The sequence below is a fragment of the Streptomyces sp. NPDC048338 genome (assembly GCF_043201055.1).
Classification (GTDB): Bacteria; Actinomycetota; Actinomycetes; order Streptomycetales; family Streptomycetaceae; genus Streptomyces.
The window spans coordinates 312,576-338,336 of the sequence record NZ_JBICYQ010000009.1 but is presented as its reverse complement, the minus strand read 5'-3'; the positions used below and the strand labels follow the sequence as shown (position 1 = coordinate 338,336).

22 protein-coding genes and 1 riboswitch are annotated in these 25,761 nt (G+C 72.7%); of the genes, 8 read left to right on the top strand and 14 right to left on the bottom strand.

Translation table 11 applies throughout. The annotated features are described in order from the left end of the window. Position 1: 1 nt before the first annotated feature. Both ACGFZF_RS22680 and ribD read right to left on the bottom strand, forming a co-directional pair. On the bottom strand, positions 2-610 hold the full coding sequence (locus ACGFZF_RS22680; RefSeq protein WP_393556686.1) for a riboflavin synthase: 609 nt from the start codon (positions 608-610) through the stop codon (positions 2-4). 2 nt (positions 611-612) lie between these two features. Then, positions 613-1,677: a bifunctional diaminohydroxyphosphoribosylaminopyrimidine deaminase/5-amino-6-(5-phosphoribosylamino)uracil reductase RibD gene (gene ribD, locus ACGFZF_RS22675; RefSeq protein WP_393556769.1), complete on the bottom strand. Its 1,065-nt coding sequence runs from the start codon at positions 1,675-1,677 to the stop codon at positions 613-615. A 221-nt stretch (positions 1,678-1,898) separates the two neighbouring features. Beyond that, positions 1,899-2,028: riboswitch (FMN riboswitch) on the bottom strand. A 287-nt stretch (positions 2,029-2,315) separates the two neighbouring features. On the opposite strand from ribD, the gene ACGFZF_RS22670 reads away from it, so the two are divergent. Further along, a complete protein-coding gene (locus tag ACGFZF_RS22670) occupies positions 2,316-4,679 on the top strand; it encodes a chitinase C-terminal domain-containing protein (RefSeq protein ID WP_393556684.1) in 2,364 nt (787 codons plus the stop codon). A gap of 165 nt (positions 4,680-4,844) precedes the next feature. Next, entirely contained in the window at positions 4,845-5,606 is a 762-nt protein-coding gene (locus ACGFZF_RS22665) for an SDR family oxidoreductase (RefSeq protein ID WP_393556682.1), read from the top strand. A 161-nt stretch (positions 5,607-5,767) separates the two neighbouring features. Here ACGFZF_RS22665 and ACGFZF_RS22660 read toward each other — a convergent pair whose 3' ends face one another. Then, positions 5,768-6,934, bottom strand: coding sequence for an ROK family transcriptional regulator (locus tag ACGFZF_RS22660; RefSeq protein ID WP_393556680.1), 1,167 nt, complete (start codon positions 6,932-6,934; stop codon positions 5,768-5,770). Positions 6,935-7,035: 101 nt separating this feature from the next. On the opposite strand from ACGFZF_RS22660, the gene ACGFZF_RS22655 reads away from it, so the two are divergent. The 3 genes from ACGFZF_RS22655 to ACGFZF_RS22645 all read left to right on the top strand — a co-directional run bounded on the left by ACGFZF_RS22655 (position 7,036) and on the right by ACGFZF_RS22645 (position 10,708). Then, positions 7,036-8,304 carry an MFS transporter gene (locus ACGFZF_RS22655; protein ID WP_393556678.1) on the top strand — a complete coding sequence of 423 codons (1,269 nt, stop codon included), beginning with the start codon at positions 7,036-7,038 and terminating at the stop codon, positions 8,302-8,304. Between the two features lie 165 nt (positions 8,305-8,469). Then, entirely contained in the window at positions 8,470-9,864 is a 1,395-nt protein-coding gene (locus ACGFZF_RS22650; RefSeq protein WP_393556676.1) for a uracil-xanthine permease family protein, read from the top strand. A gap of 130 nt (positions 9,865-9,994) precedes the next feature. Next, positions 9,995-10,708 carry a DUF5995 family protein gene (locus ACGFZF_RS22645; protein WP_147977071.1) on the top strand — a complete coding sequence of 238 codons (714 nt, stop codon included), beginning with the start codon at positions 9,995-9,997 and terminating at the stop codon, positions 10,706-10,708. Positions 10,709-10,763: 55 nt separating this feature from the next. Here ACGFZF_RS22645 and ACGFZF_RS22640 read toward each other — a convergent pair whose 3' ends face one another. Together ACGFZF_RS22640 and ACGFZF_RS22635 are read right to left on the bottom strand one after the other, a co-directional pair. After that, positions 10,764-12,473: a flavin monoamine oxidase family protein gene (locus tag ACGFZF_RS22640; RefSeq protein WP_393556674.1), complete on the bottom strand. Its 1,710-nt coding sequence runs from the start codon at positions 12,471-12,473 to the stop codon at positions 10,764-10,766. Positions 12,474-12,532: 59 nt separating this feature from the next. Continuing rightward, positions 12,533-13,342: a carbon-nitrogen hydrolase family protein gene (locus ACGFZF_RS22635; RefSeq protein ID WP_393556672.1), complete on the bottom strand. Its 810-nt coding sequence runs from the start codon at positions 13,340-13,342 to the stop codon at positions 12,533-12,535. Positions 13,343-13,615: 273 nt separating this feature from the next. Between ACGFZF_RS22635 and ACGFZF_RS22630 the strand changes: the two genes are divergently transcribed. Beyond that, entirely contained in the window at positions 13,616-14,158 is a 543-nt protein-coding gene (locus tag ACGFZF_RS22630; RefSeq protein WP_393556671.1) for a Repetin, read from the top strand. A gap of 94 nt (positions 14,159-14,252) precedes the next feature. On the opposite strand, the gene ACGFZF_RS22625 is transcribed toward ACGFZF_RS22630, so the two are convergent. Beyond that, positions 14,253-14,708, bottom strand: coding sequence for an Lrp/AsnC family transcriptional regulator (locus ACGFZF_RS22625; protein WP_015032260.1), 456 nt, complete (start codon positions 14,706-14,708; stop codon positions 14,253-14,255). Between the two features lie 10 nt (positions 14,709-14,718). Then, on the bottom strand, positions 14,719-16,182 hold the full coding sequence (locus tag ACGFZF_RS22620; protein WP_393556669.1) for an amino acid permease: 1,464 nt from the start codon (positions 16,180-16,182) through the stop codon (positions 14,719-14,721). Between the two features lie 343 nt (positions 16,183-16,525). On the opposite strand from ACGFZF_RS22620, the gene ACGFZF_RS22615 reads away from it, so the two are divergent. After that, a complete protein-coding gene (locus ACGFZF_RS22615) occupies positions 16,526-17,554 on the top strand; it encodes a GDSL-type esterase/lipase family protein (RefSeq protein WP_393556667.1) in 1,029 nt (342 codons plus the stop codon). A gap of 242 nt (positions 17,555-17,796) precedes the next feature. Here the strand turns inward: ACGFZF_RS22615 and ACGFZF_RS22610 are convergent, their stop codons facing one another. From ACGFZF_RS22610 to fmt, 7 genes are all read right to left on the bottom strand, one after another. After that, positions 17,797-19,239 (bottom strand): GuaB1 family IMP dehydrogenase-related protein, encoded by a 1,443-nt coding sequence (locus ACGFZF_RS22610; RefSeq protein ID WP_187282602.1) that lies wholly within the window; start codon positions 19,237-19,239, stop codon positions 17,797-17,799. A 105-nt stretch (positions 19,240-19,344) separates the two neighbouring features. Further along, positions 19,345-19,677 (bottom strand): barstar family protein, encoded by a 333-nt coding sequence (locus tag ACGFZF_RS22605; RefSeq protein ID WP_393556664.1) that lies wholly within the window; start codon positions 19,675-19,677, stop codon positions 19,345-19,347. Continuing rightward, positions 19,664-20,161, bottom strand: coding sequence for a ribonuclease domain-containing protein (locus ACGFZF_RS22600; RefSeq protein WP_393556662.1), 498 nt, complete (start codon positions 20,159-20,161; stop codon positions 19,664-19,666). The genes ACGFZF_RS22605 and ACGFZF_RS22600 overlap by 14 nt, the downstream gene beginning before the upstream one ends. Positions 20,162-20,306: 145 nt before the next feature. Continuing rightward, positions 20,307-21,353 (bottom strand): sugar-binding transcriptional regulator, encoded by a 1,047-nt coding sequence (locus tag ACGFZF_RS22595; RefSeq protein WP_147977079.1) that lies wholly within the window; start codon positions 21,351-21,353, stop codon positions 20,307-20,309. Between the two features lie 144 nt (positions 21,354-21,497). After that, entirely contained in the window at positions 21,498-22,181 is a 684-nt protein-coding gene (gene rpe / locus ACGFZF_RS22590; RefSeq protein WP_393556658.1) for a ribulose-phosphate 3-epimerase, read from the bottom strand. A gap of 138 nt (positions 22,182-22,319) precedes the next feature. Beyond that, positions 22,320-23,759 carry an RsmB/NOP family class I SAM-dependent RNA methyltransferase gene (locus tag ACGFZF_RS22585; protein WP_393556656.1) on the bottom strand — a complete coding sequence of 480 codons (1,440 nt, stop codon included), beginning with the start codon at positions 23,757-23,759 and terminating at the stop codon, positions 22,320-22,322. A gap of 189 nt (positions 23,760-23,948) precedes the next feature. After that, positions 23,949-24,881, bottom strand: a complete 933-nt coding sequence (gene fmt / locus ACGFZF_RS22580) for a methionyl-tRNA formyltransferase (RefSeq protein WP_393556654.1) — start codon at positions 24,879-24,881, stop codon at positions 23,949-23,951. A 305-nt stretch (positions 24,882-25,186) separates the two neighbouring features. Between fmt and ACGFZF_RS22575 the strand changes: the two genes are divergently transcribed. Next, positions 25,187-25,708: a hypothetical protein gene (locus ACGFZF_RS22575; protein WP_393556652.1), complete on the top strand. Its 522-nt coding sequence runs from the start codon at positions 25,187-25,189 to the stop codon at positions 25,706-25,708. The last annotated feature ends 53 nt before the right edge of the window (positions 25,709-25,761 follow it).

Genomic DNA, 25,761 nt, shown 5'->3' with positions numbered 1-25,761 from the left:
TTCACTTGACGTTCTCCCGTGCGTTCGGGCCGAGCAGCCGCTCGACGTACTTGGCGATGACGTCGACCTCGAGGTTGACCGGGTCACCGCTCCGCTTGATGCCGAGCGTGGTCAGGGCGAGGGTCGTGGGGATGAGGCTGATGCTGAACCAGTCGTCCGCGGCCTCGACGACGGTGAGGCTGACGCCGTCGACGGTGATGGAGCCCTTCTCGACGACGTAGCGGGAGAGGTGCGCGGGCAGGGCGATCCTGACGATCTCCCAGTTCTCCGACGGGGTCCGGTCGAGGATCGAGCCGGTGCCGTCGACGTGGCCCTGGACGATGTGTCCGCCGAGGCGGTCGCCGACGGCCATCGGGCGCTCCAGGTTGACCCGGGAGCCGACCTCGAGCGCGCCGAGCGAGGAACGCAGAAGCGTCTCGGCCATCACGTCGGCGGTGAACTCGCCGTTGCCGAACTCGACGACCGTGAGACAGACACCGTTGACGGCGATGGAGTCGCCGTGCTTGGCGCCTTCCGTGACCAGGGGGCCGCGCAGGCGGAAGCGGGAGGCGTCCGCCAGCCGCTCGACGGCGGTGACCTCACCCAGTTCTTCGACGATTCCGGTGAACACGCTCAGCGCTCCTTGGCAGTGGCAGGGGTGACGGGGGTGGCGGTGATCCGCAGGTCGGGTCCGATGCGCACGGTCTCGGTCACATCGAGCCGCAACGCGTCGGCGAGGGTGGTGATTCCGGCGTCGGCGAGGGCGTTCGGGCCGGCGCCGAGGAGGACCGGGGCGAGGTAGCCGACGACCCGGTCGACGGCTCCCGCGGCGACGAAGGCGGCGGCGAGCGTCGGGCCGCCTTCGAGGAGCACGGAGCGGACGCCGCGCTCGTGGAGGGCGGCGAGCAGGGCGGGCACGGACAGGCCGCGGTCGGCCCGCGGCAGCCGCACGACGTCGGTCAGCGAGGTGTCGGCGTCCTCGGCGATCGCGATCAGGGTGGGGGCGGCGTCGTCGAGGATCCGGGCACCGGGCCGTACGGCGCGCGCCTCGGTGTCGACGACGACCCGCAGGGGCTGGACGGCGCCCTCGACGTCGCGCACGGCCAGGTGGGGGTCGTCCGCGCGGGCGGTGCCGGAGCCGACCACGACGGCGTCGGCCTCGGCGCGCAGCCGGTGGACGTCGGCGCGGGACTCGGCGGAGGAGATCCAGCGGGAGGTGCCGTCGGAGGCGGCGATCCGGCCGTCGAGGGTGGCGGCGTACTTCCACAGGACGTACGGCCGGCCGCGGCGCACGGAGGTGAGCCAGGCGATGTTGCCCGCCTCGGCCTCGTCCTCCAGCAGGCCCCCGACGACCTCGACGCCGGCCGCGCGCAGGGTGTCCGCACCACCCGTGGCCTGCGGGTTCGGGTCGGCGACCGCGTACACGACGCGTTCGATCCCGGCGTCGATCAGGGCCTGGGCACAGGGGCCGGTGCGGCCCGTGTGGTTGCAGGGTTCGAGGGTGACGTACGCGGTGCCGCCGCGGGCCAGGACACCGGCCGCGCGCAGGGCGTGGACCTCGGCGTGGGGTCCGCCGGCGCGCTGGTGGTACCCCTCGCCGACCTGGTGTCCGGAGGCGTCGAGGATGACGCAGCCGACGACCGGGTTGGGGCTGGTGGAGCCGAGTCCGCGGGCGGCGAGCGCGACGGCTCGGCGCATGGCGTTCACTTCGGCCTGCTCGGCCACCGGGTCCTCCTGCCTCTTCGGGCACGGACTCCGGGGCTGTCGATGACGACAGAGCGGGTGGGACACCTCGCACCGGGAACGCCGAGGGCGCGTACACCGATCGCCGCGATCGCCGGCGAGACCGGCTGCCGGCCGGAGGATCCGGCCGTCGCGACCAGCGGAATACGGCCGACGGCCCCGTGAGGGGTCGCCCGCCGCGCACTGCCTCCCATCCGGACTTTCACCGTCGGTCCAGGAATCTCACCTGGTCAACCGGCCGCTGGCTGCGGACGGGTCGCGGACTATACCGCCGGTTCGGAATTACACCGACCCCGGAGTGCGCTGCTGCTGATACAGGGCCAGTGTGCCACGGACGATCGTCGGCCATGCGGGCGAGGCCCTGTGGCCTGGCTCACAACATGCCGTGTGCACCTCACATCCACGCCAAATGGTCCAGACCTATTGACGCACTGGTCTAGTCCTCTTAATCTCCGTGTCACCTCCGAGGTACGGCCCGCCGGCGTGCGCACTCCACGGGCCCAACACGACCCACCCCCTTGTTCGTTGTGTTCGGCCCACTCCCCCTACGCCCTGGGGGCGTGGTGGTACCCCCATTCAGGAGGAAACCGATCGTGTTGTCCCCCACGAAGGCGAGAGCCTCGCTGCTCGCGTCCGGCGCGGCCGTCGCCGGGCTGCTGATCAGCTCGCTCTCCGGCGGCGTCTCGTACGCGGCCGACAACGAGTCCTGTCGCCCCGACGGGTTGTACAAGACCCCCGGCGTCGACGTGCCCTACTGCTCGGTCTACGACGCCGAGGGCCGCGAGAAGATGGGTGCCGACCACCAGCGCCGGGTCATCGGCTACTTCACCGGCTGGCGCACCGGCAAGAACGGCGAGCCCGCCTACCTGGCCAACAACATCCCGTGGGACAAGATCACCCACATCAACTACGCGTTCGGCCACATCGGTTCCGACAACAAGCTCTCCGTCGGCACGGACGGCCCGAACAACGCGGCCACCGGGATGACCTGGCCCGGTGTCGCCGGCGCGGAGATGGACCCGGCCTTCGCCTACAAGGGCCACTTCAACCTGCTGAACAAATTCAAGAAGCAGCACCCGGACGTGAAGACGCTGATCTCGGTCGGCGGCTGGGCGGAGACCGGCGGCTACTTCGACGACAACGGCGCCCGGGTGAACTCCGGCGGCTTCTACTCGATGGCCACCAACGCCGACGGTTCGGTCAACCAGGCCGGGATCGACACGTTCGCGGACTCGGCCGTCGCCTTCATCAAGAAGTACGGCTTCAACGGCGTCGACATCGACTACGAGTACCCGACGACGATGAAGGACGCGGGCAACCCGCTGGACTGGCAGCTGGCCAACGCCCGCCGCGCGGGCCTCGTGCAGAGCTACGCGGTGCTGATGAAGTCGCTGCGCGAGAAGCTCGACCGGGCCGGCGCCGCCGACGGGAAGCACTACCTGCTGACCGTCGCCGCGCCCTCCTCCGGCTACCTGCTGCGCGGCATGGAGACCTTCCAGATGCAGAAGTATCTGGACTACGTCAACATCATGTCCTACGACCTGCACGGCGCCTGGAACGAGTACGTCGGGCCGAACGCCTCGCTCTTCGACGACGGCAAGGACGGCGAGCTGGCCGCCGCGAACGTCTACGGCTCCTCGCAGTACGGCGGCATCGGCTACCTGAACACCGACTGGGCGTACCACTACTTCCGCGGCTCGATGCCGGCCGGCCGGATCAACATCGGCCTGCCGTACTACACCCGCGGCCACAAGAACGTGCAGGGCGGCACGGACGGCCTGTGGGGCAAGGCCACCGCGACCACCTGCCCGGCCGGCTCCGGTCTGACCAAGTGCGGTGACGGCGCCGTCGGCATCGACAACCTCTGGCACGACAAGGACACCAACGGCGTGGAGTCCCCCGCGGGCTCCAACCCGATGTGGCACGCCAAGAACCTCGAGAAGGGGATCGTCGGCGACTACGTCACCCGGTACGGCTTCCCCGCGAACACCACGCTGACCGGCACCTACGCCCGCAAGTACGACGCGACGCTGGTCGCGCCGTGGCTGTGGAACGCGCAGAAGAAGGTCTTCCTCTCCACGGAGGACGAGCAGTCGATCGCCGCGAAAGCCGACTACGTGGTGAACCGCGGCATCGGCGGCACGATGATCTGGGAGATGGCCGGCGACTACGCCTGGAACGCGGCCAAGGGCCAGTACGAGATGGGCTCCACGCTCACCTCGCTGATGTACGACAAGTTCAGGGCGGCCACCCCGTACGGCGCGAAGAAGTCCGACGCGACGCTGCCGACGCAGGCCGTGAACGTGGGCGTGGAGTTCACCGAGTTCAAGCTCGGCGACTCCAACTACCCGATCACCCCGAAGATCCGGATCACCAACAACACGCAGACCGCGCTGCCCGGCGGCACGGAGTTCCGGTTCGACTACGCGACCTCGTCCCCGGGCAACGCCTCCGACCAGTCCGGCTTCGGCACGAAGGTCATCAGCAGCGACCACACGGGCAGCAACGTGGGCGGCCTGAAGGGCGACTTCCACCGGGTCTCCCTGAAGCTCCCGGCCTGGCAGTCGCTGGCCCCGGGCGCGACGGTGGACCTGGCGTTCAACTACTACCTGCCCGTCTCCACGCCGTCGAACTGGACGGTGACCGTCAACGGCACCACCTACGCGCTCGCCGGTGACCTGGCGCGCGGCACGACGACGGTGGAGCCGGGCGGCTCGACGCCGACCCCGACGCCCACCGCGCCGACCACGCCTCCCACCACCCCGCCGACGACGCCGCCGACCACTCCGCCCACCGGCAGCTGCACGGCTCCGGCGTACGTGGCCGGCACGGTCTACAACGGCGGCACCGAGGTCTCCCACAAGGGCCACAAGTGGAAGGCCCAGTGGTGGACCCAGAACGAGGAGCCGGGCACGACCGGTGACTGGGGCGTCTGGAAGGACCTCGGCGCCTGCTGACGCCGGCCGCCCCGGTGCACCGGTGAACCGCCGGCGCACCGGGAGCCCGGCCCGCTGAAGAACGCCCGGCGGCGGTTCTCACGGCCCTTGCCGCCGCCGGGTCCTCCCCCGCGATCGCCGCGGCCCGCGTGTGCGGGCCGCGGCGAAGGCGTTCACGCTGGAGACATGACCACGATCCTGGTGACCGGCGGGACGGGCACGCTGGGCCGCCCCGTGTGCGAGCGGCTGCGGGCGGACGGGCACGAGGTGCGCGTCCTGAGCCGCCACTCCCCTCCGTACGCCGTCGACCTGCGGCGCGGCGGCCCCCTGGTGGACCGCGCGCTCGACGGCGTGGACACCGTCGTCCACTGCACGAACATCGTGAAGGGCGACGAGGAGGCGGCGCGGCAGCTCATCCAGGCCGCGCACCGGACCGGCGGCGCACCGCACCTCGTGTACATCTCGATCGTCGGGGTCGACCGGGTGCCGCTGCGCTACTACCGCGCGAAGTACGCCGTGGAGCGGATGATCCAGCAGTCCGGACTCGGCTGGACCCTCCTGCGCACGACCCAGTTCCACGACCTGATCCTCCGGCTGCTGCAGGGCCTGGCCAAGCCGCCGGTGATGCTGCTGCCCAAGGGGGTGCGGGACCAGCCGCTGGAGGTCACCGAGGCCGCGACCCGCCTCGCGGAGCTCGCGGCCGGCGGTCCGCTCGGACGCGTGGCGGACATGGGCGGTCCGGAGATCCTGAGCCTCCCGGATCTGGCGGCCGCGTACCTCAAGGCGAGCGGCCGGACCCGGCGGCTGGTGGAGGTGCCGCTGGCGGGCAAGGCGTACCGGGGTCTGCGGCACGGCGGCCACCTCGCCCCGGAGTCGGCGGTCGGCCGGGTGACGTTCGACGAGTTCCTGGCGGCGCGCTTCGGCGGCGGACCGGGGAGCGTCCCCTAGGTCCTGTCCGGGCGATCTTCTCGGGCCCGCGACGACGGCTGCGGCGTCTCGCGGCGTTGTCGGAGTCGCCCGAGTACGCCCAGTACGAGGGCGATCCTCCGCCTTGCGATACACCACATCCGACGCCGCGGGCCGGTCCTCGAAGATCGCCCGGACACGACCTAAGGGGTGAGCCCGGCCTGTCCGGCGTGGTCGAGGCCCGCGGGGCCGAAGAGTTCGTCCTGGGCCGCGTCGCGGGCGGCCAGCAGGGCGCCGCGCAGCACCGCCGTGTCGCCCAGCGCGGTGGGCCGGACCTCGGTGCGCAGGGGTGAGAGCCGGGCCAGGCGCTCCTCCACCCGGGCCGCGAGCGCGGTACCGCCGGCGTGGCCGGTCTCGCCGCCGAGGACCACGCAGCCCGGATCGAGCACCGAGACGACGGCCGCGGCGCCGACGGCGAGGCGGTCCGCCAGCTCGTCGAGGAAGGGGCCGTCGCCCGAGGCCAGGGCGTCAAGGGGGTCCAGTCCGTGCCGTACGGCCAGGGCGTCGACCGCCGCCACGCAGGCCAGCTCGTGGAAGCCGCCCGCGCAGTCCCCGGCCGAGGGCAGGCCCGAGGTGCCCGGCACGGGCAGGAAGCCGATCTCGCCCGCGCCGCCGGAGGCTCCCCGCCGCAGCCGCCCGTCCAGGACGACGGCCGCGCCGACGCCCTGACCGAGCCACAGCAGCACGAAGGTGTCGCGGTCGCGCACCGCCCCCACCCGCTGCTCGGCGACGGCCGCCAGGTTGGTCTCGTTCTCGACGAGGACGGTCGCCGGCAGCCGTTCCTGGAGGGCGGGCACCAGCCGCCGGTGCCATGCCGGCAGCCCGGAGGAGTCGTTGAGCTGGCCGGTCGCCGGGTCGATGAGCCCGGGCGCGCCGATCCCGACGCTGTGCAGGGCCTCGATGCCGGCCTCCTTGGCCGTGCGTTCGAGGAGGGCGGCCGCCTGTTCCACGGCGGGGCCCGTCGCCGTGCCGTCCCCGACCGGCAGGGACGCCTCGCCGAGCGTGTTGCCCAGCAGGTCGGCCACCACGACGGAGACGGATCGGGTGCGCACGTCGAGGGCGGCGAGATGGGCGCGGTCGGCGGCGATCCCGTACAGCTTGGCGTTGGGGCCGCGCCGGGCGGCGCCGGACTCCCCCACGACGCGGACGAGTCCGGATCCGCTCAGCCGCTCGACGAGGTCGGCGACGGTGGGCCGGGACAGTCCGGTCAGGTGCTTCAGCTGAGTCGCCGTCAGCGGCCCCTCGTCCTGGAGCAGTCGCAGGGCGAGCCGGTCGTTGATGGCCCGGGCGGTGCTCGGGGATGCGGGCATGCCGGGATCCTCTCAGACTTTCGAGCGTCGGTTCCGTCGCCCAACTATTTATCAGGCAGGGTTCCTGATAGTTTACGGCGCACCACGACGAGGGAGGGCACATGGCGGGCGAGACCGTCTTCGGTACCGAGCGGCTGCGACGCGCGCGTTTCGCCGTCGCCGCCGTCTTCTGCGTCCACGGCGCGGTCACCGGGAGCTTCGCCACCCGGGTCCCGTGGATCCAGGACCACGCCGGCGTCAGCGCGGGACAGCTGGGACTCGCCCTGGCCTTCCCCGCGATCGGCGCCTCGCTCGCGATGCCCCTGGCCGGTGCGATCAGCCACCGCTTCGGTGCCCGTACCGCCCTGCGCGGCCTGCTCGCCCTGTGGACCCTGTCCCTGACCCTGCCGTCCCTCGCCCCGAACATCTACGGCCTGTGCGCGGCGCTCTTCGTCTACGGCGCGACCGCCGGCATGTCCGACGTGGCGATGAACGCCCTGGGCGTCGAGGTGGAGAACCGTCTCCGCAAGTCGATCATGTCGAGCCTGCACGGCATGTGGAGCGTGGGCGCCCTGATCGGCTCCGCGGCCGGCACGGTGGCCGCGCACCTCGGCGCGGACGCCCGGCTCCACCACCTGACCGGGGCGATCGTCCTGACCGCCCTCGGCCTCGTCTGCTGCCAGGGCGTCCTCGACCTGCAGAGCTCGCCGGACGAGGAGCCGCCCCCGCGCTTCTCCCTGCCGCCGAAGTCGGCCCTGATCATCGGGGCGATCGGTTTCTGCGGCGTCTTCGCCGAAGGCGCCAGCCTGGACTGGTCGGCGGTGTACCTGCGCGACGAGCTGGGCTCGTCGGCGGGCGTCGCGGCCGCCTCCACCACCGCTTTCGCGCTGACCATGGCCGTCGCCCGGCTGGTCGGCGACCGGGTCGTGGACCGGTTCGGCGCCGTACGGACCGTGCGGGTCGGCGGTGCCGCGGCGACCGCCGGCGGGCTGCTCGTGGTCTTCGCCCCGCACCCGGCCGTCGCGATGGCCGGCTTCGGGCTCATCGGCCTCGGGGTGGCGGTCGTCGTCCCGCTCGCCTTCGCGGCGGCGGGGCGCAGCGGCCCCAACCCGAGCCAGGCCATCGCCGGCGTCGCCACCATCACGTACACCTCGGGGCTGATCGCCCCCTCCGCGATCGGGGGCATCGCCGACGCGACCTCCCTGATGGTCTCCTTCGGCCTGGTCACCCTGCTGACCTTCGGCCTGGTGGTCGGTGCCGGGGTGCTCCGCCAGGCGTCCCGCCCGGCGTCCGGCGCCGACGTGCCGGCCGACGGCGTCCGGGCCGCTGCCGGAGCGCCCGGCAAGGAGGGCGGCGCGAGCCGGGCGACCCGCTCGGGCCAGGTCTCGTAGGGTTTCCCGTCCGGTGGGCGGCGCCGTCCGGCTCGCGGGCCGGGCGGGACCGTCCGGCCAGGGCACGGGAGGTCCGGAACCCCGCTGACCAGCGGCGCACTACCATGTGGCTGATCTTTTGCGGCCACGACACGGCCGCCGGAACCGGAGAACTGGAGCCACCCCATGAACCTCGGCGTGCGCTGGACCCTGCACGGCGACGGGCGAACACCCGCTCCGGGCGCCGTCGTCCGGCCGGACGAGCGCCTCTCCTGGCCCCGTACGGTCGGCCTCGGGGCCCAGCACGTGGTCGCGATGTTCGGGGCGTCGTTCGTCGCCCCGGTCCTGATGGGGCTCGACCCCAATCTCGCGATCATGATGTCCGGCGTCGCCACGGTGATCTTCCTTCTCGCGACGCGGGGCACGGTCCCCAGCTACCTGGGCTGCTCGCTGTCGTTCGTCGGTGTCGCCGCGGCCATCCGCGCCTCCGGCGGCACGAGCGCGACGGTCACGGGCGCGGTGTTCGTGGTCGGCGGGGTGCTCTTCCTGGCCGGTCTGGCCGTACGGCGGTTCGGCGCCCGGATCATCCACGCGGCGATGCCGCCGATCGTCACCGGCGCCGTCGTCATGCTGATCGGCTTCAACCTCGCGCCGGTGACCGCCTCGACGTACTGGCCGCAGGACCAGTGGACCGCCCTGCTGGTGATGCTCTTCACCGGTCTCGCCGTCGTCTGCCTGCGGGGCTTCTGGTCCCGCATCGCGATCTTCCTCGGCCTCGTCTTCGGCTACGCCGTCTCCTGGGTCTTCGACCTGGTCTTCGGCAAGATCCACTCGATGTCCGCGAGCGGCCAGGTCACCGACCACTGGCGGCTCGACCTCTCCGGTGTCTCGCAGGCCGACTGGATCGGCCTGCCGTCGTTCCACGCGCCCAGCTTCGAGTGGTCGGCGATCCTGGTCGCGCTGCCCGTCGTGATCGCGCTGGTCGCGGAGAACGCCGGTCACGTCAAGGCGGTCGGCGAGATGACCGGCGACCGCCTCGACGGCAAGCTCGGCACCGCGATCGCCGCGGACGGCGCCGCCTCGATGCTCTCCACCGCGGTGGGCGGTCCGCCGAACACCACGTACTCCGAGAACATCGGCGTGATGGCCGCCACCCGGGTCTACTCCACGGCCGCCTACTGGGCCGCGGCCGGCTTCGCGCTGCTGTTCGGCCTGTGCCCGAAGTTCGGCGCGGTCGTGGCCGCGATCCCCGGCGGCGTCCTCGGCGGCATCACCGTGATCCTCTACGGCATGATCGGCCTGCTCGGCGCCCAGATCTGGACCAACGCCGGGGTGGACCTGCGCAACCCGCTCAACCTGGTGCCGGCCGCGGCGGGCATCATCATCGGCGTCGGCGGCGTGAAGCTGACCTTCACCGACACCTTCGAGCTCGGCGGCATCGCGCTCGGCACGATCGTGGTGATCACCGGCTACCACGTCCTGCGGGCCTTCGCCCCGGCACACCTCAAGCAGCAGGAACCGCTGCTGGACGCCGGCACCAGCTCGTACGAGGGCGCCGACGAGGGCGGAGGCAAGCCGTAGGGCCGGGGCCGGGACCGAACCCGGTGCGGACGGACGGACCGGCCGGCCGGCGGGCGTCCCGTTCGCCCGTTCCGGTCAAGCCCGGCCCGGAATGCTCCCTTGCGGGCCCGGCTGCTGGAACGCTGCCCTCATGGCGCAGACCCAGCAGACCGGCACGGGGTACATCGGGCAGTTCACGGCGGTCGACCCCGTGGTGGACCGGATGCGGAGCTTCCGTTCCACCTGGCACCCCGCCGACGGGGTGGCGGTGTTCAACCGGGTCTACCTGACGGTGACGGAGGAGATCGGCCACGCCATCGAGGCGGGCACTTTCGCCGACCGGCGGGCCGCCGCGACCCTCGACGTCCGATTCGCGGAGCGGTACCTGGAGGTGGTCGACGCGGTCGCCACCGGCTGCCCGGCCCCGGCCTGCTGGCGGCCGCTCTTCCAGTACCGGCGGCACCCCGGCGTCCGCCCCCTGCAGTTCGCCCTGGCCGGGATCAACGCGCACATCGGGCACGACCTGGCGCTGGCCGTGGTGGACAGCTGCCGGACGCTCGACTGCGCGCCCGCGGAGCTGGAGGACGAGTTCGACCGCGTCGGCGACATCCTCGTCCTGCTGGAGGAGCGCATCCGCGAGGAACTGATGCCGGGGCCCGACCTGCTGGAGGTCGCGGACCCGCTGACGCACCTGCTGGGCTGCTGGAGCCTGGACCGGGCCCGCGACGGGGCCTGGCTCGCCGCCCGTTCGCTGTGGCAGCTGCGTGGACTGCCCGACCTGGCCGAGGAGTTCCGGGAACGCCTCGACCGGTCGGTGGGTCTGGTGGGGCGGATGCTGCTGACGCCGCTCGCACGGTGCGGCTGACCGCTCTCGCGGCCGCTCGCGCACCGGTACTGTCCGCCCCACTCCCCCAACGGGGTCAGTCCTCCGGAAGTTCCACCGGGGCGATCTCGTCGTACACGTCACCCGGGCCCGGGTTCGTGGCGTCCGTCTCGCCGCCGAAGTGGTGCATGACGCCCCACACGGCGTTCAGCGCGGTCTGCACGGCGCCCTCGGCCCAGCCGGCCGTCCACGAGATGTCGTCGCCGGCCAGGAAGATGCCCCGCTTGTCCTCGGGCAGCCGGTCCTGCATGAAGTGGGTGAACAGGCGCCGCTGGTAGCGGTAGTGACCCGGCAGGTTGGCCTTGAACGCGCCCATGAACCAGGGCTCGTTCTCCCAGGACACCGTCACCGGGTTGCCGATGATGTGCTTGCGGATGTCGACCTTCGGGTAGATCTCGCCGAGCGACTTCAGCATGACCTCCATCCGCTCGTTCGCGGACAGCGGCAGCCACTTCAGGCTGTCGTCGCACCAGGTGTACGACAGGCAGATCACGGCCGGCTTGTCCGGGCCGTCGTCCAGGAGGTACGTGCCGCGGGTCATCCGGTCGGTCAGGGTCATCGACATGACGTCGCGGCCCGTCGGGTTCCCCTCGTCGTCGACGGCCTTGTCCAGCCAGAACGGCCGGTCGACCGGCACGAAGAGCTTCGAGCTCTCCATGTAGTGGGTCCGCTCCATCGCGGTCCAGTGGTCGATCGGGAAGAGCGAGTCGTCGCAGGCGATCTTGGACAGCAGCAGCCAGGACTGCGCGGTGAAGATCGCCGCCCGGAACGTCCGGATGTCGCCGGAGGCGTCGGTGACCGTGATCCGGTTGCCGGCGGTGCGGTTCAGCCGCGTCACGGCCGGCTTCGGGTCGCCCTCGTGCAGGGACCGCAGCGAGGTGCCGGGCGCCCAGTGGACGATCTTCTCCGGCTCGCGCTCCCACAGGCGCAGCGGCAGCTGCTGGGAGCCGCCCACGATGCCGCGGTGGTGGTCGTCGGCCTCGGTGTAGACGACGCGGAGGATCTCCAGGATGGAGTTCGGGAAGTCGGTGTCCCAGCCGCCGGTGCCGAAGCCGACCTGACCGAAGATCTCGCGGTGCCGGAAGGACTTGAAGGACTCCGAGTCGCACAGGAAGCCGTAGAAGGTCTGGTTGTCGAGCTTCTCGACGAGCTTCGACCAGATCTCGCGGATGCGCGGGACGTCGCGCTCGCGCATGGCCTGGTTCATGTCGGAGAAGTCGGCGCCCTCCTCCAGGCAGGCGTTCCAGGCGGCGGCGACGTCGCGGTAGACCTGGGGCAGGTCGTCGACCGTCTCGGCGTAGTGCGACTCGCCCTTGAGGTCGACGACGGTCGACGGGGTCGACTCGGCGAGCGGGTTCGGGAACGGCGAGGTCTTCAGGTCGACCAGGTCGATGTAGTGCTGGAGCGCGGTGGAGGAGGGCGGGAAGCGCATGGCGCCCATCTCGGCGGTCAGCCCGTCGGTGCCGGTGCCCTCGAAGCCGACGGTCCGCAGCCGGCCGCCGATCTGGTCGGCCTCGTAGACGACGGGCTTGAGGCCCATCTTCATCAGCTCGTACGCGGCGATGATGCCGGAGAGCCCGCCGCCGATGACGGCGACCTCGGTGCCGTGCTCGGTCGCGGGTATCTGGCCGAGACCGGCCGGGTGGGCCAGGAAGTCGTCGTAGGCGTACGGGAAGTCCGGACCGAACATGGTGATCGGCGGCTGCGCGTCGGTGTGCTGGACGGCGGTGGGCACCGTGGACGTCATGGGGTACGGACTCCTTGCGGGGAAAGACTGGGGAGGGAGACGGGCGGGGCGGGCCGGGGTCAGACGGCGAGGGAGCCGTAGAGGCCGGGACGGCGATCGCTCAGGTACGGGTTGTCCGTCCGCGAGGCGGCCAGGAGGGCGGGGTCGACGTCGCCGAGCACCAGGTCCTCGCCGCGGCCGGCGCGGGCCCGGGCGGTGCCGTCGGGGCCGGCGAGCGTGGAGAGTCCGACGAACTCGAACTCGCCCTCCGTGCCGGCCCGGTTGGCGTACGCCACGTACATCTGGTTCTCGAAGGCGCGCACGGGGACGACCGATTCGGCGACGACCTCGGCGGGGTGCATGAGCGCGGTCGGTACGAGGAGGAGGTCCGTACCGGCCAGCGCCTGCGCCCGCACGTTCTCCGGGAACTCGACGTCGTAGCAGATCATCAGGCCGACCGTGAGGCCGCCGAGCTCCGCCTGGACGACGCTGTCGTCTCCGGGGGTGAACCACTGCCGCTCGAAGGCGCCGTAGAGGTGGGTCTTCCGGTAGTGCAGGAGCACCTCGCCGTCGGCGCCGAACACCTGGGCGGCGTTGTACAGGACTCCGTGCCGCTCGGTGTCGCGCTCGGGGTAGCCGTAGCCGACGGCCAGGCCGTGGCGCACGGCGACGGCGGCGACCGCGCGGGCGGAGGGGCCGTCCGCCGGCTCGGCCAGACGGGCCAGGTCGGCGCCGATGGCGTACCCGGTGAGGAACAGCTCGGGAGCGAGGAGGAGCCCGGCCCCGGCGGCGGCCGCGCGGGCGGCGGCCTCGTCGAGGAGCTTCAGGTTCGCGGCCACGTCACCGAGCTCACCGGAGCTCTGGAGCAGGGCGGTGCGCAGCGCGGGCATGGGCGATCCTCGGGGGTCCGGAGCGAAGGGGAAGACGTCAAAAACGGTACGGTTCCGGACTCTCCCGGGACAAGGCGCGACCGTTGCGGACCGACCGTCGATGCGTTGCGCGATCACCCGGTGGGGCGGTGATTCGTTGCGCGCCCCCTGGTCCCAGGGGGCTACGCCCTCCCCGCCGCGCGGCGGAGGCGGGACCGTTCCCCGGCCTGACGCCCGGGGACGGGCCGGGCGGAAGAGTGGTGGCTGTCCGGTTGACCTGCCGAAAGGACCGACATGAACCGCCGTACGAAGATCGCCGCCGTCGCCGCCGCACTGCTGATCACCGCCGGGGCCGCGAGCTCCGCCGTCGCCTCGGGCGACGGGAGGGGCGGCAGCCGGGAGGCGTCCGCGCTGACCGGGACCGCGAAGCTGTACCGCCCGGCGGGGGACGACATCACCTTCTCGTTCGACGCGCATCTGGCGGCGAAGGACAACAAGGATCCGGAGGCCGCCACCGGGACGATCCGGTTCAGCCACTACAAGGACGGCAAGGGCGGCTACGCGGTGGCCGAGGTGGACTGCCTGGTCACGGGCGGCAAGGTGGCGGTCGTCACGGGCGTCGTCACCGAGACGGACGTGGACGGCTTCCGGAACAAGCGGGTCGGCATCTCCGTCCACGACGACGGCCGGCACGACCGGCTCGGCTACAACTGGATCACCAGGGAGGAGTACAAGGAACTGCCCCCCTGCATGAGCACGGCCCCGTTCGAGAAGGTCCGGGCGGGGACGGGCGACTTCCACGTACTGCCCTGGCGGCTCGAGTACCCGACGGAGTGACCCCGGGGTGGGCGAAGGGCGCGAAGGGCGGTGCGGGAACCACGGCCCGCACCGCCCTTCGCCGCCCGGAGGACCCGAACCCGCCCAGGGTGTCCTACGCGGGCGAGCCGGAGGAGAAGCGCCGCAGGAGCGGCGAGAGCACCAGCACCGACTTGGTGCGCTCCACGAACGGCTCGCCCGCGATGCGCTCGAGGACCCGCTCGAAGTGGCGCATGTCCGAGGCGAAGACCTGCACGACGGCGTCCGCGTCACCGGTGACGGTCGACGCGGACACCACCTCGGGATACCGCTCCAGACCTCGCCGGATGTCGTCCGGCGAGGTGTTGTGGCGGCAGTAGATCTCGACGAACCCCTCGGTCTCCCAGCCGAGCGCCGCCGGGTCCACCCGTACGGTGAAGCCGGTGATCGCGCCCTCGGCGCGGAGCCGGTCCACGCGCCGCTTCACGGCGGGCGCGGAGAGCCCGACGAGCGAGCCGATGTCGGCGTACGAGCGACGGGCGTCCTCCGCCAGGGCGTGGACGATGCGTTCGTCGAGGTCGTTGAGTCGCACTACGGGCGGATCACTTCTCTGCGGAGGCCAGTCGGGAGCGGCGCATGCCGTACAGGAAGTAGAACACGAGGCCCACGGCCATCCAGCACCCGAAGACGACCCAGGTCGTCGTGCCGAGGCTGAACATGTTGTAGACGCAGAAGCCGAAGCCGAGGATCGGGAAGGTCCAGCCGAGCGGCACCCGGAACGTGCGCTTCATGTCCGGGCGCGTCCGGCGCAGCACGACCACCGCGATGTTGACCAGGGCGAAGGCGAACAGGGTGCCGATGCTCGTGGCGTCGACGAGCTCGCCGAGCGGGATCGCCGCCGCGAGGACGCCGCAGAAGAGCGAGACGATCACGGTGTTGACGCGGGGGGTGCCGGTCTTGGGGCTGACCTTGCCGAAGACCTTCGGGACGAGACCGTCGCGGGACATCGCGAACAGGACGCGGGTCTGGCCGTAGAGGACCGTCAGGACCACGCTGGCGATCGAGATGACGGCGCCGGCGGCGAGCAGCGTGCCCCAGAAGGCCTGACCGCTGACATCGTTCATGATCGCGGCGAGCGAGGCCTCGGAGCCCTCGAAGTCCTTCCAGTTCCACGCGCCGACGGCGACGGCGGCGACGAGGACGTAGAGGGCCGTGACGATGATCAGCGAGAGCATGATCGCCCGCGGCAGGTCGCGCTGCGGGTTCTTCGCCTCCTCGCCCGCGGTGGAGGCGGCGTCGAAGCCGATGTAGGAGAAGAAGAGGCTGGCGCCCGCGGCGCTGACGCCGGCCATGCCGAGCGGCATGAAGTCGGCGTAGTTGCCGGACTTGAAGCCCATGAAGCCGATGGTGCAGAAGAGCACGAGCGCGGCGATCTTCACGACGACCATGATCGTGTTGGCGCGGGCGGACTCCTTGGCGCCGCCGAGCAGGAAGACCATGGCGAGCAGGACCACGACCAGCGCGGGCAGGTTGACTATGCCGCCCTCGCCCGGCGCGGAGGAGAGCGCGTCGGGGATGGTGACGCCGATGGTGCCGTCGAGAAGTTCGTTGACGTACTCGCCCCAGCCGACGGCCACGGCGGCCACGGAGACGCCGTACTCCAGGACCAGGCACCAGCCGCAGACCCAGGCGACCAGTTCACCCATCGTTGCGTACGCATACGAGTAGGAGGAGCCGGCGACCGGGATGGTGCCGGCCAGCTCCGCGTACGAGAGGGCGGAGAAGAGGGCCGTGAGGCCCGCGATCACGAAGGCCAGCGTGACGGCCGGACCCGCCTGCGGCACGGCGTCGCCGAGCACCACGAAGATGCCGGTGCCGAGGGTGGCGCCGATGCTGATCATCGTCAGCTGCCACATCGAGAGGGACCGGCGAAGGCTGCCGCCCTCGCCCTTGCCACCTTCCTCGACCAGGGCTTCCACCGGCTTGCGCCGGGTGAGGGCGGAGAGCGCGGACGCCTTGGGGACGGTCGGCTCGGTGGCCGGCGGGGCTGCGCCTTGATCCAGCACTGCGGGGGCTCCTTGATCGCTGCCTGTCGGGGGCGCGACGACCGCGGCGGAGCGCGGGCATGCCGGAGCAGCCCGCGAGGGGTGGAGACCGCCGAGCAGGCGGTCGCCGCCACTCCTGGTACGAAGCACGATGCTAGAGCCCGGTGCTTCGCATCCGTAATGCAGGGTTGTTGCGCATGAGTAGATGATCATTGCGCGCTGGCGGAACAGACGGGGAAACATTGCGCCCCACCGCATGAATCGACACATTGGGGGTGTGAACCCCCCGGTCCCTGTGCATTGACTCCTCATGCCCCATCACGCACTGTGCGACCCCTCGGCGTCTTCCCGAACGGAGGCTTCGGTGGGCTGGCTCGACCCGGAACCCTTCCTGCGCGGCACCGCCTGGCTCGACCACGGACGCGCCGTGCGCGCCGATCCCGCGGACCTCGCGCGGCTGCCGTGGGACACCGCCGAGCGCGCCGCGCTGCCCATCGGTGTACGCGTCGAGTTCGAGGCGGCGCCCGGCACCCGGGCGGTCGAGCTGCGCTACCGCGCGGCCGTCCCCGGCCGCGGGGACGCGTTGCGCGAGCTGCGCCACTGCTTCGCCCTGTGGCGGGGCGGCGAGTGCGTCGCCGAGGTCTTCACCGATCCCGTGGAGGAGTCGACCGTCACCCTCCGACTGCCGCCCGGCGGCGGCTCGTTCACCGTCCACCTGCCGGAGAGCCAGGCCCCCGTGGTCCTGGGCCTGCGCCCGGACGGCGGCTCGCTCGCCCCGGCGCCCCGCCGACCGCGCTGGCTGGTGCACGGCGATTCGATCACCGAGGGCTGGTGGTCGACGCGGCCCGCGTACTCCTGGCCGGCCACGGCGGGCCGGGAACTGGGGCTGGACACGGTCAACCTCGGGTTCGCGGGCGGCGCGCGCGGCGAACTGCCGCTCGCCGAGCAGCTCGCGAGCCTGCCCGGCGACCTGCTGACCCTGGCCTTCGGCACCAACTGCTGGGCAGCGGTGCCGTGTTCGGCGTCGCTGCTCTACGAGACGACCCGGGCGTTCGTCACGCTGGTGCGCCAGGGACATCCGGACACCCCGCTGCTGCTCCTCTCCCCCGTCCTGCGCCCGGCGGCCGAGACCACCGGGAACGCCCTCGGGGCCACCCTCGGCGAGCTCCGGGCCGCGATGGAGGACGCGGCCCGGGACCTGGTCGCGGACGGCGACGGGCGGCTCACGCTGCTGCCGGGCCTTCCGCTGCTCACCCCGGACGACCTCGCCGACGGCCTGCACCCCAACGACCGCGGCCACGCCCGCCTCGCGTCGGCCGTGGCCGGGGCGCTGCGGCGGGCGGGCTACGTCGAGGCGTCCGGCCCGCCCCGGGCACGACGCGAAGGCGCCTGAACGGGGACGGCGGGGATCCGCCCGGGCGACCCTCCCGGCGACGACCGTGGGGCCGTCGCCGGGAGCGCGCGGCGCCGGGTACCGGGTGCCGGGCCCTGCGGGAACGGCGAAGGCCCCCGGGAGAGGTTCCCAGGGGCCCTGTGCGCTCCCGCGCGGCCCGGCGGCGTGCCCGGGCCGCGTACGGTCACGAGCGGCGCGTACGGGCCACCGGGCCCGTCCGCCCCGCCGGCGGGTTCAGCGGCTCAGCTCCAGCTCGCGTGCAGCGGCTTGCCCTCGGCGTAGCCGGCGGCGCTCTGGATGCCGACCACGGCCTTCTCCTCGAACTCGGCCAGAGAGGCCGCACCGGCGTAGGTGCAGGAGGAGCGGACACCCGCGATGATCGAGTCGATCAGGTCCTCGACGCCCGGACGGGCCGGGTCGAGGAACATCCGGGAGGTCGAGATGCCCTCCTCGAAGAGGCCCTTGCGCGCCCGGTCGTACGCCGACTCCTCGCTCGTGCGGTTGCGCACGGCGCGGGCCGAGGCCATGCCGAATGACTCCTTGTACAGCCGGCCGTGGGCGTCCTGCTGGAGGTCTCCCGGGGACTCGTACGTGCCGGCGAACCAGGAGCCGATCATCACGTTGGACGCGCCGGCGGCGAGCGCCATGGCCACGTCGCGCGGGTGCCGGACGCCGCCGTCGGCCCAGACGTGCTTGCCGTACTTCTTCGCCTCGGCGGCGCATTCGAGGACGGCCGAGAACTGCGGGCGGCCGACACCGGTCATCATGCGGGTGGTGCACATGGCGCCGGGGCCCACACCGACCTTGATGATGTCCGCGCCCGCCTCGATGAGGTCGCGCACGCCCTCGGCGGCGACGATGTTGCCCGCGACGATCGGCACGTGCGGATCGAGCCCCCGCACGGCCTTGATCGCGGCGATCATCGACTCCTGGTGGCCGTGCGCGGTGTCGACGACGAGGGTGTCCACACCGGCGTCGAGGAGCTGCTTGGCCTTGCCCGCCACGTCGCCGTTGATGCCGACGGCGGCGGCGATGCGCAGCTGCCCCTTGGCGTCGGTGGCCGGGGTGTAGAGGGTCGCGCGGAGCGCGCCCTTGCGGGTGAGGATGCCGACCAGGCGCCCGTCCCCGTCCACGGCCGGCGCGTAGCGGCGGTTGGCCTGGTCCAGGATGTTGAAGGCCTCGCGCGGGTCGATGTCCGCGTCGAGGAGCAGCAGGTCCTTGGACATGACCTCGGACAGCTGGGTGAAGCGGTCCACTCCGGAAAGGTCGGCGTCGGTGACGACACCGATCGGGCGGCGGTCCTCGTCGACGACGACACCGGCGTCGTGGGCGCGCTTGGGCAGCAGGGAGAGCGCGTCGGCCACGGTCTGGTGCTCGGCGAGCTCGATGGCGGTGTCCAGGACGTGGTGGCGGCTCTTCACCCACGACACGACGTCGGTGACGACCTCGATCGGGATGTCCTGGGGGATGACGACGATGCCGCCGCGACGGGCGACGGTCTCGGCCATCCGGCGGCCGGCGATCGCGGTCATGTTGGCCACGACCAGCGGGATCGTCGTGCCCGTTCCGTCGGGCGAGGCGAGGTCCACGGCCTGGCGGGAACCCACGGCCGAGCGGCTCGGCACCATGAACACATCGTCGTACGTCAGGTCGTACGGCGGCTTGACGTCATTGAGGAAACGCACGTGCTGAACATCCAGTCGTTCGGAGTGGCCCCTAGGCATTTCAGCCAGGGGAAAAAGCACGTAGTTCATTGTCCCACGGTGGTAGGCATACCAGTCCAGAGCGTTTCATCCGAGGCTTCCGGCATCACTCTTGGGGGAACCTCCAAGAGCGAGCAGGACCATGAGGCCGGAGGGGCTCGCGTCGACCGCCGCCGCGAAGACCTCCTCGGCGATCGACCAGTCGCGCGGGCGGGCGTCGGCGTACTCCTGCCACCGGGTGACGACGACGGAGACCGGGCCGGGGAGGTCGCCGAGGCAGTCGGCCAGGGCGTCCCAGTTCCGCCCGAACCAGGCGGGCAGACCGAGTGCGGCGGCGCAGCGGTCCATGAAGGCGCTCTTGTCCAGGACCCCGTGGAGGTCGAGGACGACGGCGTCGCGCAGCACGTCATCGGGTGTCATCGGGCACGACCTCCCGGAAGGTCTCGTAGTGGTCGTCCGTGTAGTAGGTCTCGCCGCCCCGGCCGGTGACCAGGCGGCGGGCGCCGCGGTCGCTTTCGCCGGGGGTGCGGACGGTGTACTCGCGGTAGTAGCCGCGCTCGCGGCGCGGGAGGATCCGCTCGAAGTTCGAGAACGTCGCGCCGTCCTTGCCGTACGGGAAGGGCCCGCCCCGCTCGATCAGGCGCAGGGTCGCCCGGGCTTCGGCGGGCAGCTCGGCGACCGGGACGGCGGGGAGCCCGGAGACGCGTCCGGGCACGGTCGCGGACCGCGCCGGGTCCGGCCGGGTGGGGGTGGCCCGCGGTGGAGGCGTGGCCCGGAGCGTGGGGGTGCGCTCCGCGGTGGCGCTGCTCCGCGAGGCGCCGCCGTCCGCGGCGGAGGAACAGCCGGCCAGCACCCCGAGGCAGAGGAGGAGCGCGAGGAGCCCGCGCGCGGGCCGGAGCAGCATGCCCCGAATCTACGGGCCGCCCTTCGGTCCCGCAGGCCGGAGGAGGCCGTTCGGCGCGGGGCGCGTACGCGGGGTGCGGAGGCCGTTCGGCCCGCCTGCCACGGGGACGGAGAAGGGGGCGGCCGGCCGCCCGCCCCCTCGGCTGTCAGACGCCGTCCGGGTCCTTGCGGTCCAGGGCGGGACGGGGCCCCGGGGCCTCCGTCAGGAGGTGGTCCGCCGCGGCGCGGTCGGTCACCAGGCTGGTGACGAGGCCCGAGCGGAGCACCGCCCCGATCGCCGCCGCCTTGCGCTGGCCGCCGGCGATGGCCACGACCTCGGGGATCCGGCGCAGCCGGTCCGCCTCGACCGTGATGCAGCGCTCGCCCAGGTCGCGGCCCACCCGGCGTCCTTCGGTGTCGAAGAGGTGCGCGGACATCTCGGCGGCGACGCCGAGGGAGGCGTAGTGCGCGCGCTCCTCGTCCGTGAGCATGTCGTGCACGGTCGAGATGCCCGGCTCCCAGGAGCCGATGGAGACGCAGGCGACGGTGACCTTGTCGAAGTACTCGAAGGCCCGGGCGATGCCGGTCTGGTTGCGCAGCGCGGCGGCGGTGGCCGGGTCCGGCAGGAGCATGGGCGCGTAGATGGGGTGCGCCTCGCCGCCCGAGACCTGGGCGGCGCGCCGTACCGCCTCGACCGAGCCGCGCTCCGCCGTCCCGGCGTCGTACACGCCGGTGAGCTGCACGACCGTGCAGGGCGGCAGGCGGTCGAGCGCCGCCGCCATGTGGATGGTGGAGCGGCCCCAGGCCAGGCCCAGGACGTCGCCCTCGGTGACCAGCTCGCCGAGCAGGTCGGCCGCGACCTCGCCGAGGTTCTCCGGGTCGGGCGATTCGTCCTCGCCCTCCGCCGGGGACTCGACGACGACGGCGTGGCGGAGCCCGAAGCGGGCGCGGAGCGCGTCGGAGCGCTCGGCGTCCAGCTCCGCGGGTACGCGGATCTCGATGCGTACGAGGTCGCGTTCGAGGGCGGTCTCCAGGACCCGGGCCACCTTGAAGCGGCTGACGCCGAACTCCTCGGCGATCTGGATCTTGGACTTGCCCTCGAGGTAGAAGCGGCGGGCCATGGCCGCCGCCTGCACCAGCTCCGCGGGTCCCATCCGCAGGGCTGACCGTCCCGCTGAGATACCCGCCACCGCGATCTCCTCACTGCTGTTCACGTACCGCTGCTCACATACTGCTCACGCACGAGTGGTTCACATACTGCTGTTCACACTCTGGACTCACCGTTCATCCTGTCAGATACGGCGGTCCTTGATCAGGCCTGTCGACGCTCCGACGGGCCGCGTTCATCTGCCCGCGGCTCAGTGGCCACACGCCCACGCCGCGGACGCGGTCGCGGACTCCGCGGCGGCCCGCAGCGAGCGCACGGCCTCGGCCGGGTCCGCCGCGCCGTAGACGGCCGAACCGGCCACGAAGACGTCGGCGCCGGCCTCGGCGCAGCGTTCGATGGTGGACTCCGCGACGCCGCCGTCGACCTGGAGCCACAGCTCCAGGCCGTGCTTGGAGATCAGCTCACGGGTGCGGCGGATCTTGGGAAGCACGATGTCGAGGAAGGACTGGCCCCCGAAGCCGGGCTCGACCGTCATGATCAGCAGCATGTCGAGTTCGGGGAGCAGGTCCTCGAAGGGCTCGATCGGCGTCGCCGGCTTGAGCGCCATCGAGGCGCGCGCACCCTTGGCCCGGATCTCCCGCGCCAGCCGCACGGGCGCGGCCGCCGCCTCGACGTGGAAGGTGACCGACCCGGCCCCGGCCTCCACGTACTGCGGGGCCCAGCGGTCGGGGTCCTCGATCATGAGGTGACAGTCCAGCGGCGTGTCCGTGGCCCGCGCGAGCGACTCGACCACCGGCACGCCCAGGGTCAGGTTGGGCACGAAGTGGTTGTCCATCACGTCGACGTGCAGCCAGTCGGCCCCGTCGACGGCCTTCGCCTCCTCGGCGAGCCGGGCGAAGTCCGCGGACAGGATGCTGGGATTGATCTGCGCCATGTGCCAAGCCTGCCATGTCCTTGGGCACTTCTTTGCCGCGGAGGCGTTTCGTGTGCGGTTCCGTGCGATCCGACGGGACCCGCGGGCGTGACAGGCCGGGCAATCCCGGCCTTTCGCCGCCGCGCGGGGCGTCCGCCGTCAGGCCGTGCGGCGCAGGAGGGCCAGATACATGGCGTCCGTGCCGTGCAGATGCGGCCACAGCTGGACGTCGGGGCCGTCGCCGAGGGCGGGCACTCCCGGCATCAGCGGCCGGGCGTCGACCCACTCGGCCTCGGCGGCCGGCCCGCCGCGGCCCTTGAGGACGTCCTCGACGACCACCCGGGTCTCGGCGAGGTGCGGCGAGCAGGTCGCGTAGCCGACGATCCCGCCGACGCGGACGGCCTGCAGCGCCTCCCGCAGCAGCCCGCGCTGGAGCGGGGCGAAGCCGTCCAGGTCCTCCGGACGGCGGCGCCAGCGGGCCTCCGGACGGCGGCGCAGCGCGCCGAGGCCGGAGCAGGGGACGTCCATCAGGACCCGGTCGAAGGATCCGGGGCGCCACGGCGGGCGGGTGCCGTCCGCGGCGATGACCTGGTACGGGCCGGGGTTGCCGGCGAGCGCCCGCTCGACCAGCCGGGCGCGGTGCGGCTGCTTCTCCGAGGCCAGCAGGACGGCCCCGCGCTCCGCGGCCAGCGCGCCGAGCAGCGCGGCCTTGCCGCCGGGTCCGGCACAGCCGTCCAGCCAGCGCTCGTCACGCCCCTCCAGGGGCGCCGCGGCGAGCGCGAGGGCGACCAGCTGGCTGCCCTCGTCCTGGACGCCGGCGCGGCCCTCCCTGACGGCCTCGATGGCGCCCGGCTCGCCGCCCTCGGCGAGGCGCACGGCGTACGGCGACCAGCGGCCCGGCAACGTGTCCTCGCCGAGCAGCTCGTCGGTGGTGGCGCGGCCCGGCCGGGCGACCAGGGTGACCTCGGGCCGCTCGTTGTCGGCCTCCAGGAGGTCCTCGATGCCGGCCCGCCCGCCGCCGAGGGCGTCCCAGAGCGCGGACACCACCCAGCGCGGGTGGGAGTGGACGACCGCGAGGTGGTCCTCGGCGTCCTTGTCGTAGGGCGGCGCGACCCGCTGCACCCAGGTGTCGAGGTCGTCCTGCGCGATCTTCCGCAGCACGGCGTTCACGAACTTGGCCCGGCCGTCGCCGAGCACCACCCGGGCCAGCTCGACGCTGGCCGAGACGGCGGCGTGCGACGGGATGCGCGTCCCGAGCAGCTGGTGCGCGCCGAGCGCCAGCACGTCGAGCACCGGCGGGTCGACCTCGCGCAGCGGCCGGTCGATGCAGGCCGCGACGATCGCGTCGTAGGTGCCCTGGCGTCGCAGCGTCCCGTAGACCAGCTCGGTCGCCAGCGCCGCGTCCCGCCCGTCGAACTTCTCGGGCCCTTCCTTCTCACGCGCCTTCTTGAGCAGCGGCGGAAGCACCAGGTTCGCGTACGCGTCCCGCTCGTCGACCGCCCGGAGCGCCTCGAAGGCGAGGATCCGCACGGGATCCTTCTTGGGGCGCCGGTACGGCTTGGGGGTGCGCGGGGTACGGCGCTGGGCCTGCTCGCTCAAAAGGTGCTCCGCTGACGAAGTGAGAAGGTCGAACCCTCCCAGCCTACGTCCGTGCCACCGGCCCTCCCACCCGCCTCCCGTCCACGGGCGGCCGGTGGGAGGCTCCGGACAGGAACCGGGCCCGGACAGGGCCCAGGGGCGGTCCGGAGCCGTCCGCCCGGAGTGCCGAGCGGGACCTCCCGACCGGTGTCAGACCCCGACCCGCTCCCCCGCGGCGATCCGGACACCGCGCGCCCAGTCCGCGGCGCGCATCGGCTTCTTCCCCTGCGGCTGGACCCAGAGCAGCTCGACGGCGTACGAGCCGGTGCCGACGAACACGTTGTTCTTGCCGGCCGCGAGCTCGCCGGCCGCCAGGTCGGTGCGGTCCGGCACCGGGTGGGCCTGGATCAGCTTGAGGCGCTCGCCGCGGAAGAGGGTCCAGGCGCCCGGGGCCGGCGTGCAGGCCCGTACGAGCCGGTCCACCCGCAGGGCCGGGGCCTTCCAGTCCACATGGGCGTCCTCGACCTGGATCTTGGGCGCCTGGGTGATGCCGTCGGTCGGCTGCGGCACGGCCTTCAGGCTGCCGTCCTCGATGCCGTCCATGGTCGCGGCGAGCAGCCCGGCGCCCGCGAAGGCGAGCCGGGTGAGCAGGTCGCCGCTGGTGTCGGTGGGCCGGACGTCCTCGGTGATCACGCCGTACACCGGTCCCGAGTCGAGGCCCTCCTCGATCTGGAAGGTCGAGGCGCCGGTCACCTCGTCGCCCGCCAGCACCGCGTGCTGGACCGGGGCGGCGCCGCGCCACGCGGGCAGCAGGGAGAAGTGCAGGTTGACCCAGCCGTGGGCGGGGACGTCGAGGGCGACGCGGGGCAGCAGCGCTCCGTAGGCGACGACGGGGCAGCAGTCCGGGGCGATCTCGCGCAGCCGGGCCAGGAAGTCCTCGTCCCGCGGCTTCGCCGGCTTCAGCACCTCGATGCCGGCCTCCTCCGCGCGCTGGGCGACCGGGCTGGCCACGAGGTGCCGGCCGCGGCCCGCCGGCGCGTCCGGTCGGGTGACGACGGCGGCGACCTCGTGCCGTCCGGAGGCGATCAGGGCGTCCAGGGCGGGTACGGCGACCTCGGGGGTGCCTGCGAAGACGAGCTTCATCAGTGGCTGACTGCCTGTCTGTCTCGGGGCGGAATGCGGCGACGCACCAGTCTAGGTGCTGGCCCGTCATCCCCGGCGGGCGCACGGCGGATGCCGGGACGGCCCCCCGGAGCTGTCGTCGAGGACCCGCCCGGGCCGGGGCGCGAGGGGGCGTACGGGCACGTGGGCGCTCCGCGCATATGCGGATACGCCCCCGCAGCGTGACCTGACCACGGGTGGCGCGTTGGTCAAGAGAGATTGACCGACACGGGCCGCTGTTCGCCGTGGCCCGCTCCCCTTGACACGCCGGTTCGAGAGGCTTGCACATGGCCGACCACGCAACCCACGACGCCCAGGCCCGGGCAAGTCTGCACCTGTTGGTGCGGGACATCGAGCGGGTCCGGCGGCAGGTGGACGCACTGCGCACGCTCACGGCCCAACTGGGCAATGTCTACCGCCCCCGCCGCTCCGGCCCGTCGACGGGCTTCGTCGTGTACGGACGGGCGCCCGCGCCGACGGTGCGGCTGGCGCAGGAACTGCGGGACAGCGTCGAGACACTGGTGACGGCGGCCGTCGACTTCGACCGTTCGCTGGGGTTCTCCTGGGACGCGGTGGGCTCGGCCCTCGGGGTCACCAAGCAGGCCGTCCACCGCCGTTACGGTGCCCGGCGCGCGCCCCAGCAGGGTGGCGGCGCCGTCGAGCAGGACCTCGCGTCCGAGCCTGGCACGACCCGCACGCTCCCGGTGGTCCCGTCCGCCCGCGCGATGCCGCCGCAGCCCACGCCCGCGACCCAGTCGCTGCGCGAGGAACCCCGCCCGCCTGCCTTCCCCGGCCCCCGCAACGGCTGACACGCGCTCTCCGGCCGCCCACGCTCCAGCGGAGCGGGGCGGCCGAGCCATGT